The organism is Vibrio sp. MACH09 (assembly GCF_033238805.1).
Taxonomy (GTDB): domain Bacteria; phylum Pseudomonadota; class Gammaproteobacteria; order Enterobacterales; family Vibrionaceae; genus Vibrio.
In genome coordinates, this window is the sequence record NZ_BSFZ01000002.1 from 700,843 (window position 1) to 716,577 (window position 15,735).

Annotated in this window: 17 protein-coding genes; 8 read left to right on the forward strand and 9 right to left on the reverse strand. The window is 40.0% G+C overall.

Annotated features, from left to right (window positions below; all coding sequences use genetic code 11):
- The first annotated feature begins 90 nt into the window (after positions 1-90).
- From CHJ_RS18440 to CHJ_RS18450, 3 genes are all read left to right on the forward strand, one after another.
- Positions 91-501 carry a hypothetical protein gene (locus tag CHJ_RS18440; RefSeq protein WP_317918565.1) on the forward strand — a complete coding sequence of 137 codons (411 nt, stop codon included), beginning with the start codon at positions 91-93 and terminating at the stop codon, positions 499-501.
- Between the two features lie 121 nt (positions 502-622).
- Complete coding sequence (locus tag CHJ_RS18445) at positions 623-754, forward strand: hypothetical protein (protein WP_317918566.1); 132 nt, start codon at positions 623-625, stop codon at positions 752-754.
- Positions 732-1,418, forward strand: a complete 687-nt coding sequence (locus CHJ_RS18450; RefSeq protein ID WP_317918567.1) for a hypothetical protein — start codon at positions 732-734, stop codon at positions 1,416-1,418. The genes CHJ_RS18445 and CHJ_RS18450 overlap by 23 nt, the downstream gene beginning before the upstream one ends.
- A 157-nt stretch (positions 1,419-1,575) precedes the next feature.
- On the opposite strand, the gene CHJ_RS18455 is transcribed toward CHJ_RS18450, so the two are convergent.
- The 7 genes from CHJ_RS18455 to CHJ_RS18485 all read right to left on the reverse strand — a co-directional run bounded on the left by CHJ_RS18455 (position 1,576) and on the right by CHJ_RS18485 (position 8,689).
- Positions 1,576-2,880, reverse strand: a complete 1,305-nt coding sequence (locus tag CHJ_RS18455; RefSeq protein WP_317919211.1) for a 6-phospho-beta-glucosidase — start codon at positions 2,878-2,880, stop codon at positions 1,576-1,578.
- Entirely contained in the window at positions 2,873-3,226 is a 354-nt protein-coding gene (locus CHJ_RS18460; protein ID WP_317918568.1) for a PTS lactose/cellobiose transporter subunit IIA, read from the reverse strand. Before CHJ_RS18460 ends, CHJ_RS18455 begins: the two co-directional genes overlap by 8 nt.
- 67 nt (positions 3,227-3,293) lie before the next feature.
- Positions 3,294-4,613 carry a PTS sugar transporter subunit IIC gene (locus CHJ_RS18465; protein ID WP_317918569.1) on the reverse strand — a complete coding sequence of 440 codons (1,320 nt, stop codon included), beginning with the start codon at positions 4,611-4,613 and terminating at the stop codon, positions 3,294-3,296.
- A gap of 18 nt (positions 4,614-4,631) precedes the next feature.
- Entirely contained in the window at positions 4,632-4,943 is a 312-nt protein-coding gene (locus CHJ_RS18470; protein ID WP_317918570.1) for a PTS sugar transporter subunit IIB, read from the reverse strand.
- 198 nt (positions 4,944-5,141) lie between these two features.
- Positions 5,142-5,852, reverse strand: coding sequence for a GntR family transcriptional regulator (locus CHJ_RS18475; protein ID WP_317918571.1), 711 nt, complete (start codon positions 5,850-5,852; stop codon positions 5,142-5,144).
- A 298-nt stretch (positions 5,853-6,150) separates the two neighbouring features.
- On the reverse strand, positions 6,151-7,395 hold the full coding sequence (locus CHJ_RS18480; protein ID WP_171751203.1) for an MDR family MFS transporter: 1,245 nt from the start codon (positions 7,393-7,395) through the stop codon (positions 6,151-6,153).
- Between the two features lie 469 nt (positions 7,396-7,864).
- On the reverse strand, positions 7,865-8,689 hold the full coding sequence (locus tag CHJ_RS18485) for a DUF2797 domain-containing protein (protein ID WP_171751202.1): 825 nt from the start codon (positions 8,687-8,689) through the stop codon (positions 7,865-7,867).
- A gap of 479 nt (positions 8,690-9,168) precedes the next feature.
- Between CHJ_RS18485 and CHJ_RS18490 the strand changes: the two genes are divergently transcribed.
- Positions 9,169-9,336, forward strand: a complete 168-nt coding sequence (locus tag CHJ_RS18490) for a hypothetical protein (protein ID WP_317918572.1) — start codon at positions 9,169-9,171, stop codon at positions 9,334-9,336.
- 134 nt (positions 9,337-9,470) lie between these two features.
- Here the strand turns inward: CHJ_RS18490 and CHJ_RS18495 are convergent, their stop codons facing one another.
- Positions 9,471-9,683: a type II toxin-antitoxin system RelE family toxin gene (locus tag CHJ_RS18495; RefSeq protein WP_411861589.1), complete on the reverse strand. Its 213-nt coding sequence runs from the start codon at positions 9,681-9,683 to the stop codon at positions 9,471-9,473.
- Between the two features lie 63 nt (positions 9,684-9,746).
- A complete protein-coding gene (locus CHJ_RS18500; protein WP_171751199.1) occupies positions 9,747-9,986 on the reverse strand; it encodes a type II toxin-antitoxin system RelB/DinJ family antitoxin in 240 nt (79 codons plus the stop codon).
- Between the two features lie 767 nt (positions 9,987-10,753).
- Between CHJ_RS18500 and betB the strand changes: the two genes are divergently transcribed.
- From betB to CHJ_RS18520, 4 genes are all read left to right on the forward strand, one after another.
- Entirely contained in the window at positions 10,754-12,220 is a 1,467-nt protein-coding gene (gene betB / locus CHJ_RS18505; protein ID WP_317918573.1) for a betaine-aldehyde dehydrogenase, read from the forward strand.
- Between the two features lie 9 nt (positions 12,221-12,229).
- Positions 12,230-13,918, forward strand: a complete 1,689-nt coding sequence (gene betA / locus CHJ_RS18510) for a choline dehydrogenase (protein WP_317918574.1) — start codon at positions 12,230-12,232, stop codon at positions 13,916-13,918.
- A 221-nt stretch (positions 13,919-14,139) separates the two neighbouring features.
- Complete coding sequence (locus CHJ_RS18515; RefSeq protein WP_171751196.1) at positions 14,140-15,357, forward strand: BCCT family transporter; 1,218 nt, start codon at positions 14,140-14,142, stop codon at positions 15,355-15,357.
- Positions 15,358-15,478: 121 nt separating this feature from the next.
- Positions 15,479-15,727, forward strand: coding sequence for a cysteine-rich CWC family protein (locus CHJ_RS18520; RefSeq protein WP_317918576.1), 249 nt, complete (start codon positions 15,479-15,481; stop codon positions 15,725-15,727).
- The last annotated feature ends 8 nt before the right edge of the window (positions 15,728-15,735 follow it).

Sequence of the window (15,735 nt, forward strand, 5' to 3'; positions counted from 1 at the left end):
ACCACGGTTGTTTATCTACTGCTGTTTTGAAATTAAAAGCTGGCGTTTCTGTTCTGATATAATACTTCTCTTTTTTCTGGTTAATTTTCTATGCAGCTTTATAGGCAAGCGCAAAAGCAGATCATCAAAAGGCGGATCATCAATTTTGTTGTCTCGCTGGTGGTCATTTCAGAGCTGGCTGCTGTGGGGTATCGGCTTTTTGAGCTGGGTAAGGTATATCAACAAGCTGGCAATATCTGTGAGAAGAGTGCCAGTCAAATAATAGAAGGACAGCGATCTGGCCTTTTACCTATTACTCATGGTAATTGGTTTGACGCCTATGACGCTTGTATGTCGGAGAACCTGTCAGATTTCACCTCTTATGTCATCGATCTTTCAAAATGGAAGCTGGATGAGATTCACCCCAAGGTTGTGGTTTTGCTTAAGAGAAGCTTGATGGTCGACCGAAAGTTTTACTTAAGGAAGAAAGAGGACTATATCGAGATTGAAGAGATACAGTAGGTTAGACCAAGAGTGTAATCTATTACTCGTCCATACATTTTCTTACAGTAACATGTGTTGCGTGAATGTATAATTGAAACTCGCATTGACAGTTCTCTCATAGATAAATATGTGATTAGGCATGAAACGTCGTGACTCCAATGCTTGTCTGTTTGCTTTCTTTTTATCTTTGCCAGAAATTCCAGCAGAAGATTTTAAAGATACATACGCTTTTTTAGGTTCGGTTATTAATGTTACTCAAATTAAACAGTAAACAACTCTATTTGGTTATTGGTGTGCTTTTCTTGCTACAGGTTACTCATGTTCATTCTGTAGAGCTTGCATTGGGTATTCAGATGCAAAACGATTCTGTTGTGATTAAGGATGCTTACTCAGGAGAGAACAGTATCGCGGAGTTTGATGGAGGGGACAGCATTTATCCTCTGATTTCGCTGATCACTGAACCAAACTATTTATTTAATGACAGTTCATGGGGATATCAATTTAAGTTTTCGGGTACCTATTTTGATATAGAGAAGCAAAAAGTCCCGGGTATCAACAAAGAGAAAGATATTGGTACGTCGATTTATGGCTATACCTTATCGGCTGTTCCGGTGGGTTTTTATCATTTCAACAAAAACAGTAAGAATGAGTGGAACTACAAAACGGGTATTGGGCTTGGAACTGGCTACATGAGGTTGAAAGGTAATTACAAAGTTACAGATTCATCACACCCAGACTTTAATATGGTTAAGAAACTGAGTACAGAGAGCATGACTTTAGTACTGGCTCTGTATTTGGAAGCGAACTTAGATAAGCATACGATTATTTTACAGAATATTAGCCCTCTAGTTTACAGTGGTTATTTTGAGTATCAGCAAAGTAGCATTACCTTATCTTATTCGTATGCTTTTGATTTATCTGCGCTGACGCTTTAAGGCAACTTAACTCATTTCTCATGTAGTAGAATTTACTGTTGGATCAAGTAAATACCTAAAAATTAAATCAATATTAACCACTCGAAATAAATGATATAAAACTTAGTTCCCCCGTGATTAGGAGGAACTATAATTAGATTAAAGTATGACCTGTGTCTTACAAAACTGGTTTACTAAATTGAGGCAAATATTTGGTATTTACCTCTAGCATTTCATCTAAGATCTGCTTTGTGACCGTACCTTTTCTTACTAAAGGATTTATAGTCAGTGCTTGTAGTGCCGTGGCGTAGTCACCAGTAACACCAGCCTGTACAGTAAGTTCTTCAAAAGCTTTCTGAAGTTGTAAAGTTCCTCTAATTGCAGGATTAGATATAGGTTCTATATTTAAAGGTTTTGCACCACAAGAAGTGATGATTGAAGTAGCTTCAATTGCACAGTCATTTGGTAACTCTGATATTGTTCCATCGTTTCGTACATTGACGTGCATTAAAGTACGCTTGTCATTGTAGATGGCGCTAATCAGCTCACAAGCAGCATCGGAGTAATATGTACCACCACGATCTTCTAATTGCTTTGGCTTAACATCTAGTTCAGGATTCTCGTACAATTTAAACAACTCTTTTTCAATTGCTTGAACCTCTTCACCACGAGTTACATAGCCTTCACTCTTTACTTCTTTTAGTTCGGCATCGTCTTGTTTGTAATAGTATTGATGATAGCCACAAGGCAAAGCCCCCAATTGCATTAATTGCTCAGGTAACCACTCTACTTGGCCCAGATTTTTAGGTAACTCAAAATCTTCGCCTTGGCACATTCTTTCAAGCAGCTCATTGATACGATCTTTGCCATTATCCCAAACATGAAAAGCATGGATGAAATGATTTAAACCAGCAAATTGAACTTGTACACTTTCTCCTAGAACCTCCTGAATACCGTATTGAGTAATTACTGGAACATTGCATAGGCCTACAACTTTTACCTTAGTGTGTTTTAGTACTGTTTCAGTAACAATGCCTGATGGATTGGTAAAATTAATCAACCAAGCATCAGGGCAGATAGCTTCAATATCTCGACATAAATCTAGGGTTACAGGAATGGTTCGCATGGCTTTAGCAAAGCCACCAATACCATTAGTTTCTTGTCCGATCATTCCATATCGGTTTCCAAGGCGTTCATCTTCAATACGAGCAGGTATCATACCTACTCGCATTTGAGAGCAAATAAAAGACGCGTTTTCTAATGATTTTTTTCGATCAAAAGTTATATTCAATTCAATATCCAAGCCTGATTTTTCAATCATTCTCTTAGCTAAAGCGCCGACAGTCTGAACTTTATATTTACCTTCTTCTATATCAAATAAATCAATATGTGTAATAGGTAGTTCATCATAACGGTTAATGAATCCTTCAATTATTTCAGGAGTGTAGCTTGAACCCCCTCCTATTATCGTTATTTTAAGCATCATTTTTCGCCTTGTTTATTCTGTAAAGTTCAATTATTTCATTTGCAATATCACGGCATAGCATACCCGTCATAATATGATCTTGAATATGAGTTAGAATTAGAGTCATTGTTATCTTTCCCTCTCCCTCATCTAATCCAATCAAATATGTCTGGTCGCTATGAACTTTATTTAGCATTTTGTCTGCTTCATCTAGAAGTATTAATGAATCGTTAATGTTTCCAGATCGTGCTAGTTTCATGGCTTCCATTGTTGCTGATCTTGCACTACCAGCAGAGCACAATAACCCCATCAAATACTCTTCGCTTAATACTGGGTCATCGTTATTTGTGTTTATATCTGACATCTTATTACCTTTGAAAGTAAGGAATATATTTAAAATGATTAGATATATTCCTTGTAAGTTATATTATTTAGGCTATGGACTCTTGTAGCTTATTAGGATTATCGTTGTTAGCTTTACTTTTTTCCTCATCAAGAAGTTGTTTCTCATACATTTTGAAGAATGGATAATAAATAACGCCTGCAACTATTAAGTTAATAAACACGACAATAGCGGCTTGAACTGACCAGTTTGTAGCCCACATAGCTCCTATAGGTGCAGGTGCTGTCCATGGTGGAATAGCTACGATTCGGTGCAGTATTTCAAACTTGAATGAGAACCAAGTTATTGCGCCACAGATTTGAGGTGCTAATACCCAAGGTATGAAGAAGGTGGGATTCATTACTATTGGTGTGCCAAATGAAACTGGTTCATTAATATTGAATATCCCAGGAATTAAAGACATTTTTCCAATGGCTTTTAGGTGCTGAGCCTTAGAGCGTATAAAGAGGAGTACAAGTGCCATTGTCGCTCCAGAACCACCGAATTGAATGAAAAAGTCAATTAGTGGCTGGGCGAAAATGGTAGGTAGTTCCGTTCCAGGAACACCGTTTTCAAGAGCTTTCTGGTTTACAGTAAGATTTGACAATACAAATGGAGCAATAATGCCACCCGTAATAGCAGCACCGTGAACGCCTGCCCACCACAGAATTTGCGCAATTAGCGTAACAAGTAAAACTGCACCTAATGAATCAGACGCCGATACCAGTGGTTTAAATATTTCCATTATAGCTTCTGGTATAATTAACCCTGTTTCACTATATATGTATAGATTTAAAGGATAGATAGTTAGTATGACTACTAGAACAGGAATTAATAAGTCAAAGGACTGTCGAATCTTTTCGGGTACTTGTGGCGGTAGTTTTAAGCCAATATTTTTCTTATGCAGAAAGTTCATCATTTCCGGAATATAGATACCGATAAGCATTGCGGTAAAGATGCCTTTCCCACCCATATTTGCTGTCGATATTCCACCGTCTCCCATAGGAGCAGCTACTAATAAGAAAGTAGAGAGGGACAACAGTCCGGCTAAATGAGGGTTTAGAGTTTTATAGTTTCTCGCTAGGCTGTACCCTAGACCTGATACTATCCACAGTGTCATGATTCCCATTGTGTAATGGAATGGGGCCATAATTTGCTCTTTATAATTGTTAGCAAAAACTGACCATAGATTTGTGGAATCTTTATCAAAAGGCGGGTATGCAATTACAAGCAAAAAAGAGCCAACAATAATAAATGGAATTGCTCCAATAAATGCATCTCGAATGGCCATTACATGTCGCTGAGCACCAACTTTTCCTGCTAATGGAGCGAGTGTATTTTCGAGAAAATTAAATATCGTATTCTTCATTCTCAATATCTCCTATATTTAGTTATTAGTTAGTTCTAACGCTTGGCTTAGTATTTCTTCGCCATTTAAAGTGCCATAGAGCATCATGTCTATTTTTGCGCATTTCTTACCCTCTTCTTTACATCTTGTATTGAAGTCATTAAATTTGTAGCTTACTTGTGGTGCAACAAGGCAAATATCATATGAGTTTATTACATCCTCAAACTCTGATATTGAATAAGCCTTAATTTCGACATTTATGTTTCTTTCACTTGCAGATTTCAGCATTTTATCTACAACCATAGATGTAGACATTCCTGCCGCACAACACAGAAATATTTTAGTAGTCATATTTTTCTCTTTATATAAGGTTGGTGGTGGTTATTTAAATTTTACTCAAACTTCTCCTTCATAATAATATTTGTACTTAATTTGGCTGTTAGAAATCCCTATAACATTTAGTTATAGTAATATTAATATTTTTAGGCTGTCTAGTTAGATGACAAACGGCTAATGTTTATCATCTAATTCAATAATATGTGAGTGATTTTATTTGTTGTTGTAAGCGTAAAATTCAAAACTGTAATCATTTAATTTGAAATAATTAACACTGTATTCAAATATTGTTCCGTCATCAAATTCACCGATAGATATAACCTTCAATAAAGGATAATGCTCATCTACAGACAGCAATTCCCCCAGCCTTTTGCCTGCAACTTCTGGAAGAACTATTTGTTTGCTTCTAGATATTTTTAATCCTTTAGCTTTAATATACTCATATTTCGATTCTCTCATGACATCAACAGTTAGATCCGAGAAAAGAGATAAAGGCATATATGTTCTTTCAACCATTTCTGGCTCGCCATTAATGAACCTTATACGTTCTATATGATAGGTCATCTCATTTTCTTCCAGATTAAGCTTGGAGCTTACAACTATGTCTGGTTCCAAAATTTCAAATGATATTACTTTTGTTGTTAGTTCTTTCCCTTGAGATTTTACTTCTTTATAAAATCCAAGTAGTTCCGAAGCTCCATGAATAGCTGATTTGTTTTTCTTTACAAATGTACCCGTACCTTTTATTCGATAAAGAAAGTCCTGCTCAACCATCAATGCTAGAGATTTTCTAAGTGTCATTCTGCTAACATCATAAATCTCACATAAGGTATTTTCTGAAGGCAGCATATCTCCTTCGGCATAATCCCCTGATTTTATTTTCTCAACTAGGTTATCAACTATTTGTAAATAGACTGGCTTCATAGATCAGTATTCCTCATTTTTAGCAAGTATACATGATGTATACATGTTGTCTATGGGTAAAATTGCGGAATGTATACAACATGTATAGTTTTTTTGCAGGAGAGAGAAGATTTTTACTATTAAAATTAAAATATAGTTAATAAAATTAAAGGGTTACTCTCGATAGAGACCTTGTTCACATTTTTGTAAATACGCCTATATGTGCTTTATATGTACTTGAGGCTAAATACCCCGTAGTTATTTGTAGCTAGATTAAAGCACCTCATTTGTCTAGAAGGTGCTTGATTGTTTCCGGGGATTACGCCTGTGATACCGGCTCTCTTTCTACGGTATCTTCACTGTTTTCTGCAAGCTGATACAACCACGCCATAACTACACAGAATATGATGCAAATACCGAACAGCCAATTGGCGTTGAGGTTTTCAATCACAACGCCACCAAGCAGAGGAGCGACGGCGAACCCCAGAGAGTAAAGCGCCGCAGCACCAAAGTAAGATCCTCTAAGGTGAGCGGGAGCCATTCTGTCTATTTGTACATTTAGGGTAGGGAAGGCGATCACCTCGCCCATACTCAGTACAAAACAGGCAATTCCCCAGCCTATAGGCCAATCTACGGGCGTCAGCATAAATCCAAACTGTGCTAACCCCATTAAGGCCATACCAATGCGAGTTCGGGTAAATAACGGCACTTTTTCTAGCCACTTCAACATAGGGAACTGGAAGATAATAATGGTTAAGGTATTAATCAATACCAACCCTGCGATTATGGAAGCCGCTTCGTCGCTTGTTGCTCTTACAATAACTTGAGGTATGGATGACTCTAACTGCGCATAAACAAACATCATTAAGAAGTTAGCAATCAGCAACAACATAAAGATTCGATCTTTTCTAATGACATTAAGAGTGGATCTAAAATTAGGCAGTTGTGATGGGTCCGGCTTTGTGAAACGGCTACCCCTTTCGATACCAAATAGCAACCAAAACCCATAAAACACATAGGTAGCGCCTGTGATATAAAAAAGGCTTTGAGGTGAGCTCAATGCTAATGTCACCCCAAGTAGCGGCCCTATTGCGCCACCTAAATTAATTAAGAAATAACGGATATTTAACGCTAACTCTCTGTCTGCCAAATTATCGAGATTGTCGCCGATCACCGCTTTTGATGGCGCTTCGATCATAGGTCGCATTAACCCACTCATAATTATCAGAACATAGAAGTGCCAAACCTGTTGTGCCATAGCAATGCCGGTGTAGGCGATGGCTGCAATGACTGCGCCAGCGATCATGACCCACTTTCGACCAAACCTATCTGAAAGATAGCCAGAGTATAGGCCAACAATAGATCCAATTAGAGCGGATGAAGCAAGCATAGCGCCCACATCTATCGCAGAGACACCGTAATCTTGGTACAAGAAGACAATAAGAAAAGGCCACGCCATAAAATAGCTGGTACGAGCAAGTAATACACCACCAAGGACAGTCCAGACAGAAAAGTTAAACCGTTGAATTCGCTGCCATTGAAATAAGCTGTTTGTCTCTTCCATGTGAACCTCTCCTTACTGACTGTAATTATGAGTCTGAAATCACAGGGGATGTGATGCAGCTCATGTTTTGTTGGTTTTTTAGGCAGTATACGAAACTGATTTAGAAAAGATAGCCCCTTTATTCCTTGCAATAACAAGCAGATCACTTTTAAGTGCTTAAATAGAGTAATTGCCTAATTTAATTGCAGTTTTAGTTTCTTCTTTTCACGTTACTACGCCGTAAAAGTTAGCTTATTATCTTGAGTTTTTGAGAAAAATATTATGTTAATCTCGTTTTTACTCTCTAATGCCGTGAAAGGTATAAAATGTCTGAGCTGGCATGAAAAACGGCTTACTCAGATCGCTTTATGAAGGGGAGATGATGCGAATAGAACCGCTAATCACATCATTATTTGATTTGATTAATATGAGACTTGCCTGTCACCTTATGACTTACATCGGGTCATTGATTCGAACTCTATAACTCCAGTTAATCGCTCACTTTAATCTCGTAAGAAGTAAATTTGCGAATGTTAATCACACCAGTATCAAGAATTAAATATTGTCCTTTAATGCCCTGCAAAATACCCGTCACTTCAGGGTTTTTATCGAAATTATGTGAACTAATTTTGGTTGGATGAGCAGTCACTGGATAATGTATCTCGGTTGTTGGCTCGGTCAATACTTGTATCGCATCTGCTCCAAATTGCTCTTTAATTTCCTCTATCTTTTTGGAAACCAAAGGAAGAAGCTCAGCAAATTTTTCTGATAAATCCATGGCATCACCGTCTTGCTTTAATAAGGTACGCCAGTTGGTTTTATCTGAGATGTGTTTTGCTAGTTCAATCTCAATCAATCCAGAGATATAACGAGTTTTTACTTTGAAAATAGGTAAACCTTGGGTGGCACCCTGATCAATCCATCTTGTCGGAATTTGGTTATGACGAGTGATACCGACCTTTAAGCTAGAGGTATTAGACAGATACACATAATGGTCAATCATGCAGTTCTCTTGACCCCACTGCGGCTCACGACATGTTCCTTGGTCGTAATGGCACATTTCAGGTTTCATAATGCACATATCGCAACTCGCCAATTTCCTCATGCAGACGAAACAGTGACCTTGAGAGTAGCTCTTTTTGGTTTTTTTACCGCATGAACTGCAGAAGATATTACCTGTGTGCGTAAGTGTAATCGATTGACCTATATATGGATTAAGATCAATCTCTGAGTCTCCAACAGGTAGACGATAAAATACCGCTTCTCCTAAATTGGCACGCATTTTACTCAAGGTTCCTTTTGCTAAAATGGACATGTTCTACCTATTATTTTTGTCATTATAAATATTCATTGATTGGATTGTAGCAAAGAAGTGTCGCTGATAGAGTTATCCAACCATATTATTCTACTGTTTTGGCTCAGAAGAATATACGACTCACAGCCTTCATCGCATTCCATAATTAACACATTAACACATTGACACTTCAAGCAAATAAATCATATGCTTACCCCGCACTGGCAAAATCCAGTGTCGGGATTCGAACCTCGTAATCTTAACTCACGGCATATAATCGCCAGCTAAATGCTGGTTTTGTTATATGTTGCTTTGGCTCATCTGTACATAGTGAAATTGCTTAATATATCGGCAATAAACTGAATTATGGTGAGCTGGGCAGGGCAACCTTCGGGTTGGCCGTCTCGTGAGTACGGTAGTTCGAACCCTGTTCAGTTCACCACCCAAAGATTCGAACCTTTGCGTGATGATTATGATAAAAATTACTCACGGAGGTCTCCATGACCCAGTCAACGAAATCCCAATCAGAACCTAATTTTTACCTGCAAGTCGAAGACTTTATCTTAAATGCCAGCACCAACAGTAACTTGGATAACACCACAGAAAACGAAATCCGCTTGTTTTTGTTGACGTTATTGAACCACTACAAGCAGCAAGATCTAGAGTAGGTTTGCATGGATAAAGCACCGAAGGGTGATTTTTGGTGCTTTATGGGATTGTGATTTTATATAAGTGGTTGTGACGAACTTTTTGTGTGGGACTTGTTTCTGACAGTATTCAAAGGCAATAAATAGAATGAATGTTACTTTATTCTAGTCACTGCTTTTTTATAAGCGCTACCCTTATCTCGCTTACCAATGGCAACAACTAGAACAGTGATCATTTCATCATTTACCTGATAAATCATTCGATAACCAGAACTACGAAGCTTTATCTTGTAACAGTGGGGGAGTTCTCTCAGTTGGTTAGCGGCTATCTTGGGGAGAATCAGTATCTCTTTAAGCTTTTTTTGAATTGTTGACGAATAGTATTATCAAGTTTTTTAAACTCTTTTAATGCTCTTGCATCAAATTCAAGCTCATAGGTCATCCAACGTTACCTTGACTCTTTGAGGGGATATTAATCGCTGCTTCGCCGTTTCAAGCAGTTCCATATCTTCCTCATTGACTAAAATGGTTTGAAAAGGAAGTCTGTTATTTTGAGCTACATATTCTAAAGTTTGACGCAACACTTCGCTGGGTGTCACTCCTAGCTCTTCAAGAGCGGCATAAGACTTCGCTTTTAGCTTATCATCGATACGAATATTAATTGTTGCCATAACTAACCTACATATAAATCCACATTTTGTAATTACAATAGTCATTACAAGGCAAGTGGTCAATTTTTATTTTTCCTCTGTACCCGTTGGTTTAAAAAGCAAGCCAATACTGATGACGATAGCCTTCAGCGCTCATTCTGTTTATTGGTGATTGATTGAGTAAAAAAATAGTCTGTTTTGGGGAAGAATCATCAGTAAAAATCAATCATTACGAGGAACATCAGAGTTATTTGTAACAAGCCGAATTACTTTTCCTAAATACCCTATGCCGTAGTCACTTTGTGGCGGCATCACCTATTCGTTGTTGACCAAAAAAACCTTTGGTTTCAGGCTGCAATAACCTAGCAGTACGTTTACTAATTTACTCAAATTTCTTACCGATTTCGTAAAAAATAATTACTGTTCGAACTGTTTTTTACGCAACAAAATCAAAACAAACCGCTAAAAAATGCAACATTGCGCTATTTATTTGATTAAAAGCAAGGTATTATCCTCGGCATTATAAATGTGCCTAATGAAAAATAAGAATTCATTTTTGATATATTTAGTGTTCGAATGATTCGAAAAAGAATCAATTTAGGCGTTCATTTACTCAAGGAATGTAAGATAAAGGATTTGTCTATGTCGCGTCAGTGGTTTGTTACTACCTAATCGGTAGTGGTTTCTATGCCTCCATATTGTCTCGCTCTATCTCATCCTATTTCATTACTGCTGGCCGATTTTCCAGCGATTATCAACACTGTGATCGCGCAGTCTGGGAGAAACCAATGTCATCGTTAACCGTTTATCAAAATTATATCCACGGAAAGTTCATCGCTAACAAAAGCGGAGAAACGTTCGAGGTAGTGAACCCTGCTACAGGGAAGGTAAGTTACGCTGTTGAAGTTGCTGATGAGCACATTCAACAAGCTGTAATTGAGAGTGCCCGAAGTGGTTTTCTTACTTGGTCAGCTATGACGGCTACAGAGCGTAGCCGTATTTTACTTAAAGCTGTTGCACTGTTGCGCGAGCATAATGATGAGCTTGCTCAAGTAGAAGTATTAGATACCGGAAAGCCGTGGCAAGAAGCCTCGGTTGTCGACGTAGTAACCGGTGCGGATTCCATAGAATTTTTTGCCGGTTTGGTGCCGGGCCTAGAGGGTAACCAACAAAGTATTGGTGACGACTTTTATTACACGCGAAGAGAGCCACTCGGTATTTGTGCTGGTATAGGCGCATGGAATTACCCATTACAAATTGCGTGTTGGAAAGCAGCACCGGCATTAGCGTGCGGTAACGCAATGATCTTTAAACCATCAGAAGAGACTCCACTTGGCGCATTACGCTTGGCAGAAATCTTCTCTCTAGCAGGTGTTCCTGATGGGGTATTCAATGTTGTGCAAGGTGATGGTCGCGTTGGCCAGTGGTTAACCCATCACGAAGAGATTGCCAAAGTATCGTTTACCGGAGAAGTATCAACCGGTAAAAAAGTGATGGCTTCTGCTGCCAGCACGCTTAAAGAAGTCACCATGGAGCTTGGTGGTAAATCCCCACTTATCATTTTCAACGACGCCGACGTAGAAAACGCGGTGTCAGCCGCCATGCTTGGAAACTTCTACACTCAAGGCGAAATCTGCACCAATGGTACGCGTGTATTTGTGCAAAAAGAGATTTATCCACGATTTATTGAACGACTGGTTCAACGTACCGAGCAAAATATTGTGTGTGGTGACCCAATGGATGCAGAAACTAACTTCGGCGCCTTGATTTCCCATGATCATCAGCAAAAAGTGCTGAGTTGTATAGAAAAGGGTAAAGCAGAGGGAGCAACTCTATTGACGGGTGGTCACGCACTAAAGCCTGACAATGCCCCAGACGGATTCTTTGTGGCGCCTACCATTTTTACCGATTGCAACGATGAGATGACGTTAACGCAAGAAGAGATCTTCGGGCCTGTAATGTCTGTTTTAACGTTCGAACAAGAAGAGGAAGTGGTTCGTCGTGCCAATAACACCACCTTAGGTTTGGCTGCGGGAGTGTTTACTCAAGATATTACTCGTGCTCACCGAGTTATTCACCAGTTACAAGCCGGTATCTGCTGGATAAACGCCTATGGCGCGTCACCGGCAGAGATGCCAGTAGGTGGCTATAAAATGTCTGGCATTGGCCGAGAAAATGGCCGAGAGACTCTGAATGCCTATACCCAAGTTAAAGCGGTATATGTTGGTATGCAATCTCTAGAAAGCCCATTTTAAGGAGTCACTATGACTGAAGTCCAATACGATTATATTGTTGTCGGCGCGGGTAGTGCAGGGTGTGTGCTGGCGAACCGTCTCTCTGCGGAGAAGAACAACAAAGTGCTGCTGCTGGAAACCGGCGGCAGTGACAAAAGCATTTTCATACAGATGCCAACCGCTCTTTCTATTCCGATGAACACCAGTAAATACGCATGGCAGTTTGAAACGGAAGCAGAACCCTTTTTAGACCAACGCCGCATGCACTGCCCAAGAGGTAAAGTGCTAGGTGGTTCGTCATCCATCAATGGCATGGTGTACGTTCGTGGGCATGCTCGTGATTTTGATGAGTGGCAGCAAGAAGGAGCTCAAAATTGGGATTATGCACATTGCTTACCTTATTTTAAAAAAGCGGAACAGTGGGCGTTTGGCGCGTCAGACTATCGTGGCGATAGTGGCCCATTAGCGGTAAACAACGGCAATAATATGAAGAACCCATTGTATAAGGCATTTGTAGAGGCGGGCAGCGACGCCGGTTATCTACAAACGGACGACTACAATGCCGCTCAACAAGAGGGCTTCGGCCCGATGCACATGACGGTAAAAAATGGTGTGCGTTGGTCGACAGCAAATGCCTATTTAAAACCCGCGAGGCAGCGTGAAAACTTAACGGTTATCACGCACGCTCTAGTGCACAAAGTACTGTTTGAAGGTAAGAAAGCCGTCGGCGTTCGCTATGAGCGCAAGGGAAAAATGGTGGATCTATTGTGTGGCAAAGAAGTGATTTTGTCCGCTGGGTCGATCGGCTCCCCTCATATATTGCAGCTTTCAGGTATTGGTAACGCAGCTACTTTGGCTGATGCCGGAATTGACTTGGTGCATGAACTGCCAGGTGTGGGTGAAAATTTACAAGATCACCTAGAGTTCTACTTCCAATTTAAGTGTTTAAAGCCTATCTCGCTAAATGGCAAGTTAGACCCGCTCAACAAGCTATGGATCGGTACTCGCTGGATTTTGGATAAGTCGGGTTTAGGGGCAACGAACCATTTTGAATCGTGCGGTTTTATTCGTTCAAAGGCAAATTTGGAGTGGCCGGATCTTCAGTATCATTTCTTGCCCGCGGCTATGCGTTATGACGGAAAAGAAGCATTTTCAGGCCACGGTTTTCAAGTTCATATTGGACACAATAAACCGAAGAGCCGTGGCTCTGTAAAAGTGGTATCTAACGATGCCCGCGTGGCGCCTCAAATTCAGTTTAACTACTTACAGCATCAAGACGATATCGAAGGGTTTAGAGCTTGTGTGCGGCTTACTCGTGAGATCATCAATCAACCCGCTTTAGATGAGTATCGTGGTGAAGAGATTCAGCCGGGGTTAGCGGTACAAACGGACGAAGAGATTGATCAGTTTGTGCGCAGTTCTGTAGAGAGCGCTTATCACCCTTCTTGTTCATGCAGAATGGGTGAAGATGAGATGGCAGTAGTGAACTCTGAAACCAAGGTTCATGGCGTTGAAGGGTTAAGAGTCGTCGACTCGTCAATATTCCCAACCATTCCTAATGGCAACTTAAACGCGCCAACCATTATGGTTGCAGAGCGCGCAGCAGACTTAATTTTAGGAAACGACATGCTGGCAGCAAGTGATGCTGAAGTGATTGTGGCAGATGACTGGCGCGAGAATCAGCGAGAGCAAGCACCAAAAAGAATGATGAGTTACTAATCGAATTTTTGTTAACCCATTAAGGTGAGGGGCCTACCTACGCGATACTCGCAAACGGCCCATTACATTGCTATGTCCAATTTATCAGGCTTTACCTATCGTCAGCACGATAGTTAAAACCTGATGGCAGGAGCCAGTTGTAACAATTGCGGCTTAGCAAATAAAACATAACGTAAGGAATGAATTATGTTTTCTTGTTATATCAACATGGAGGTTAAGTAATGACCACTTGGTTATCCATCGGCATATTGTTTGTATTTGCCGCCATTGCATTTGTTATCTATCGTTGGGGTAATATTAAGTGTATTGGTGTGACACCAGTACGTAACTTTACCTTTATTGCTATTCTGTTCACATCTGGTCTGGATGTGGGTTTGATTATGTTTCCATTGACCGAGTTTGCTGGTTACGCTGACGTGGCAACCAGTCCGGAATATGCGTTCAGTAATCCACTGGCTATTGAGTTTGGTTTTTGGGCATTCTTTATCTGGGCATTCTACTTTTTGACCTGTTTCTACTTTTGCGTAATAGAGCCTAGAGTTAAGTTTTTCGATATACCGCTAATCAAGTTTATTAATAACCTCATAATCATCGGAACCTGTGCGTTTACGGCTTATTTGCTACTGGTTAACCTACCATGGTATATGCCTGCCCTCGGCGATGGCGAAACCATTATTGGCAGTTTCTATCTAGTGGTCTTTGCTGTTATTGCGGCGTCGGTTTACTCAAGTACCAGTATTCGCTATGTACGAATTTTGAGCCTAGGAAGTAGCTGGCTGTTCCTTGGTTTGATCGTAATGATGTGGGCTGGAGCATTCTTGTCTGACGGCTCTGGCGTTGGCGAGTTCTTTACTACCTTTGGCTTGCTAGGGGACTACTTTGCTAACCTGCATAACTTTGTTCTACCGATCAATGACTACCATGAGTTTTATCTTTACTGGTGGTTTGCGTGGAGCATTATGATAGGCCAGTTCACGGCCCGTTTTGTTGGTGGCATGAAAACCTATCAAGTATTAGCTTCAATGATGATTTTCCCATCTGTGCCTATCGGTATCTGGTTTACGGTACTGTATTACTACAGCGCTAATGACATTCCGGTGGCGGGTATTAGCAATATGGCGATGGTGTTTGTTGGCGTAACGTTTGTAATCAACTCATTAGATTCATTGGTTCGTCTGTATACTGACAACCTAAATTTAACGGTGCAACGTTTTGGTAAAACCAAGTACATCATAGGTAATGTGGTATTACTGAGCGGATTAACCTTGCTGTTTAAGTTGGATTTCTTACAAATTCAATGGGTCGGCGCGTTAGCGATTGGACTAATCTTAGGCTGCTTCGGTTATATTCTGGTTAGCCACTATCGTAAAGTGGTTGAGATTAAAACTTCACCAGCAGAGAACAAAATCGACTTTGGCAAAATTGAGCTGGCAAACTAGCTAACTCTAATCGATTAAAACGACAAAGCAGAATATCGTTATACGGTATTCTGCTTTCTTTTTGTCTTATGCTAAGCTGCTATTCGTTGTTGGCCAAAAGAGTATCTAATAGGAATGGATTTTGAATAAAAAGCCGATATCAATCGAGCCGCATGTCTGCCCTTTATGTGGCGGCGATAACGCCTGCGGAAATCTGTCTCAAGGTGGGGATAGTGCCGCTTGCTGGTGCACGGATCCCACTATTGAATTTCCTCAACAGATTTTGCAGACACTGCCAAAAGAGGCGCAAGGAAAAGCCTGTATCTGCAAAAACTGTATTCGATCTTTTATTGCTATGAACGCGTCAAAAGAATCAGAATCATTGAGCTAATAACGCAT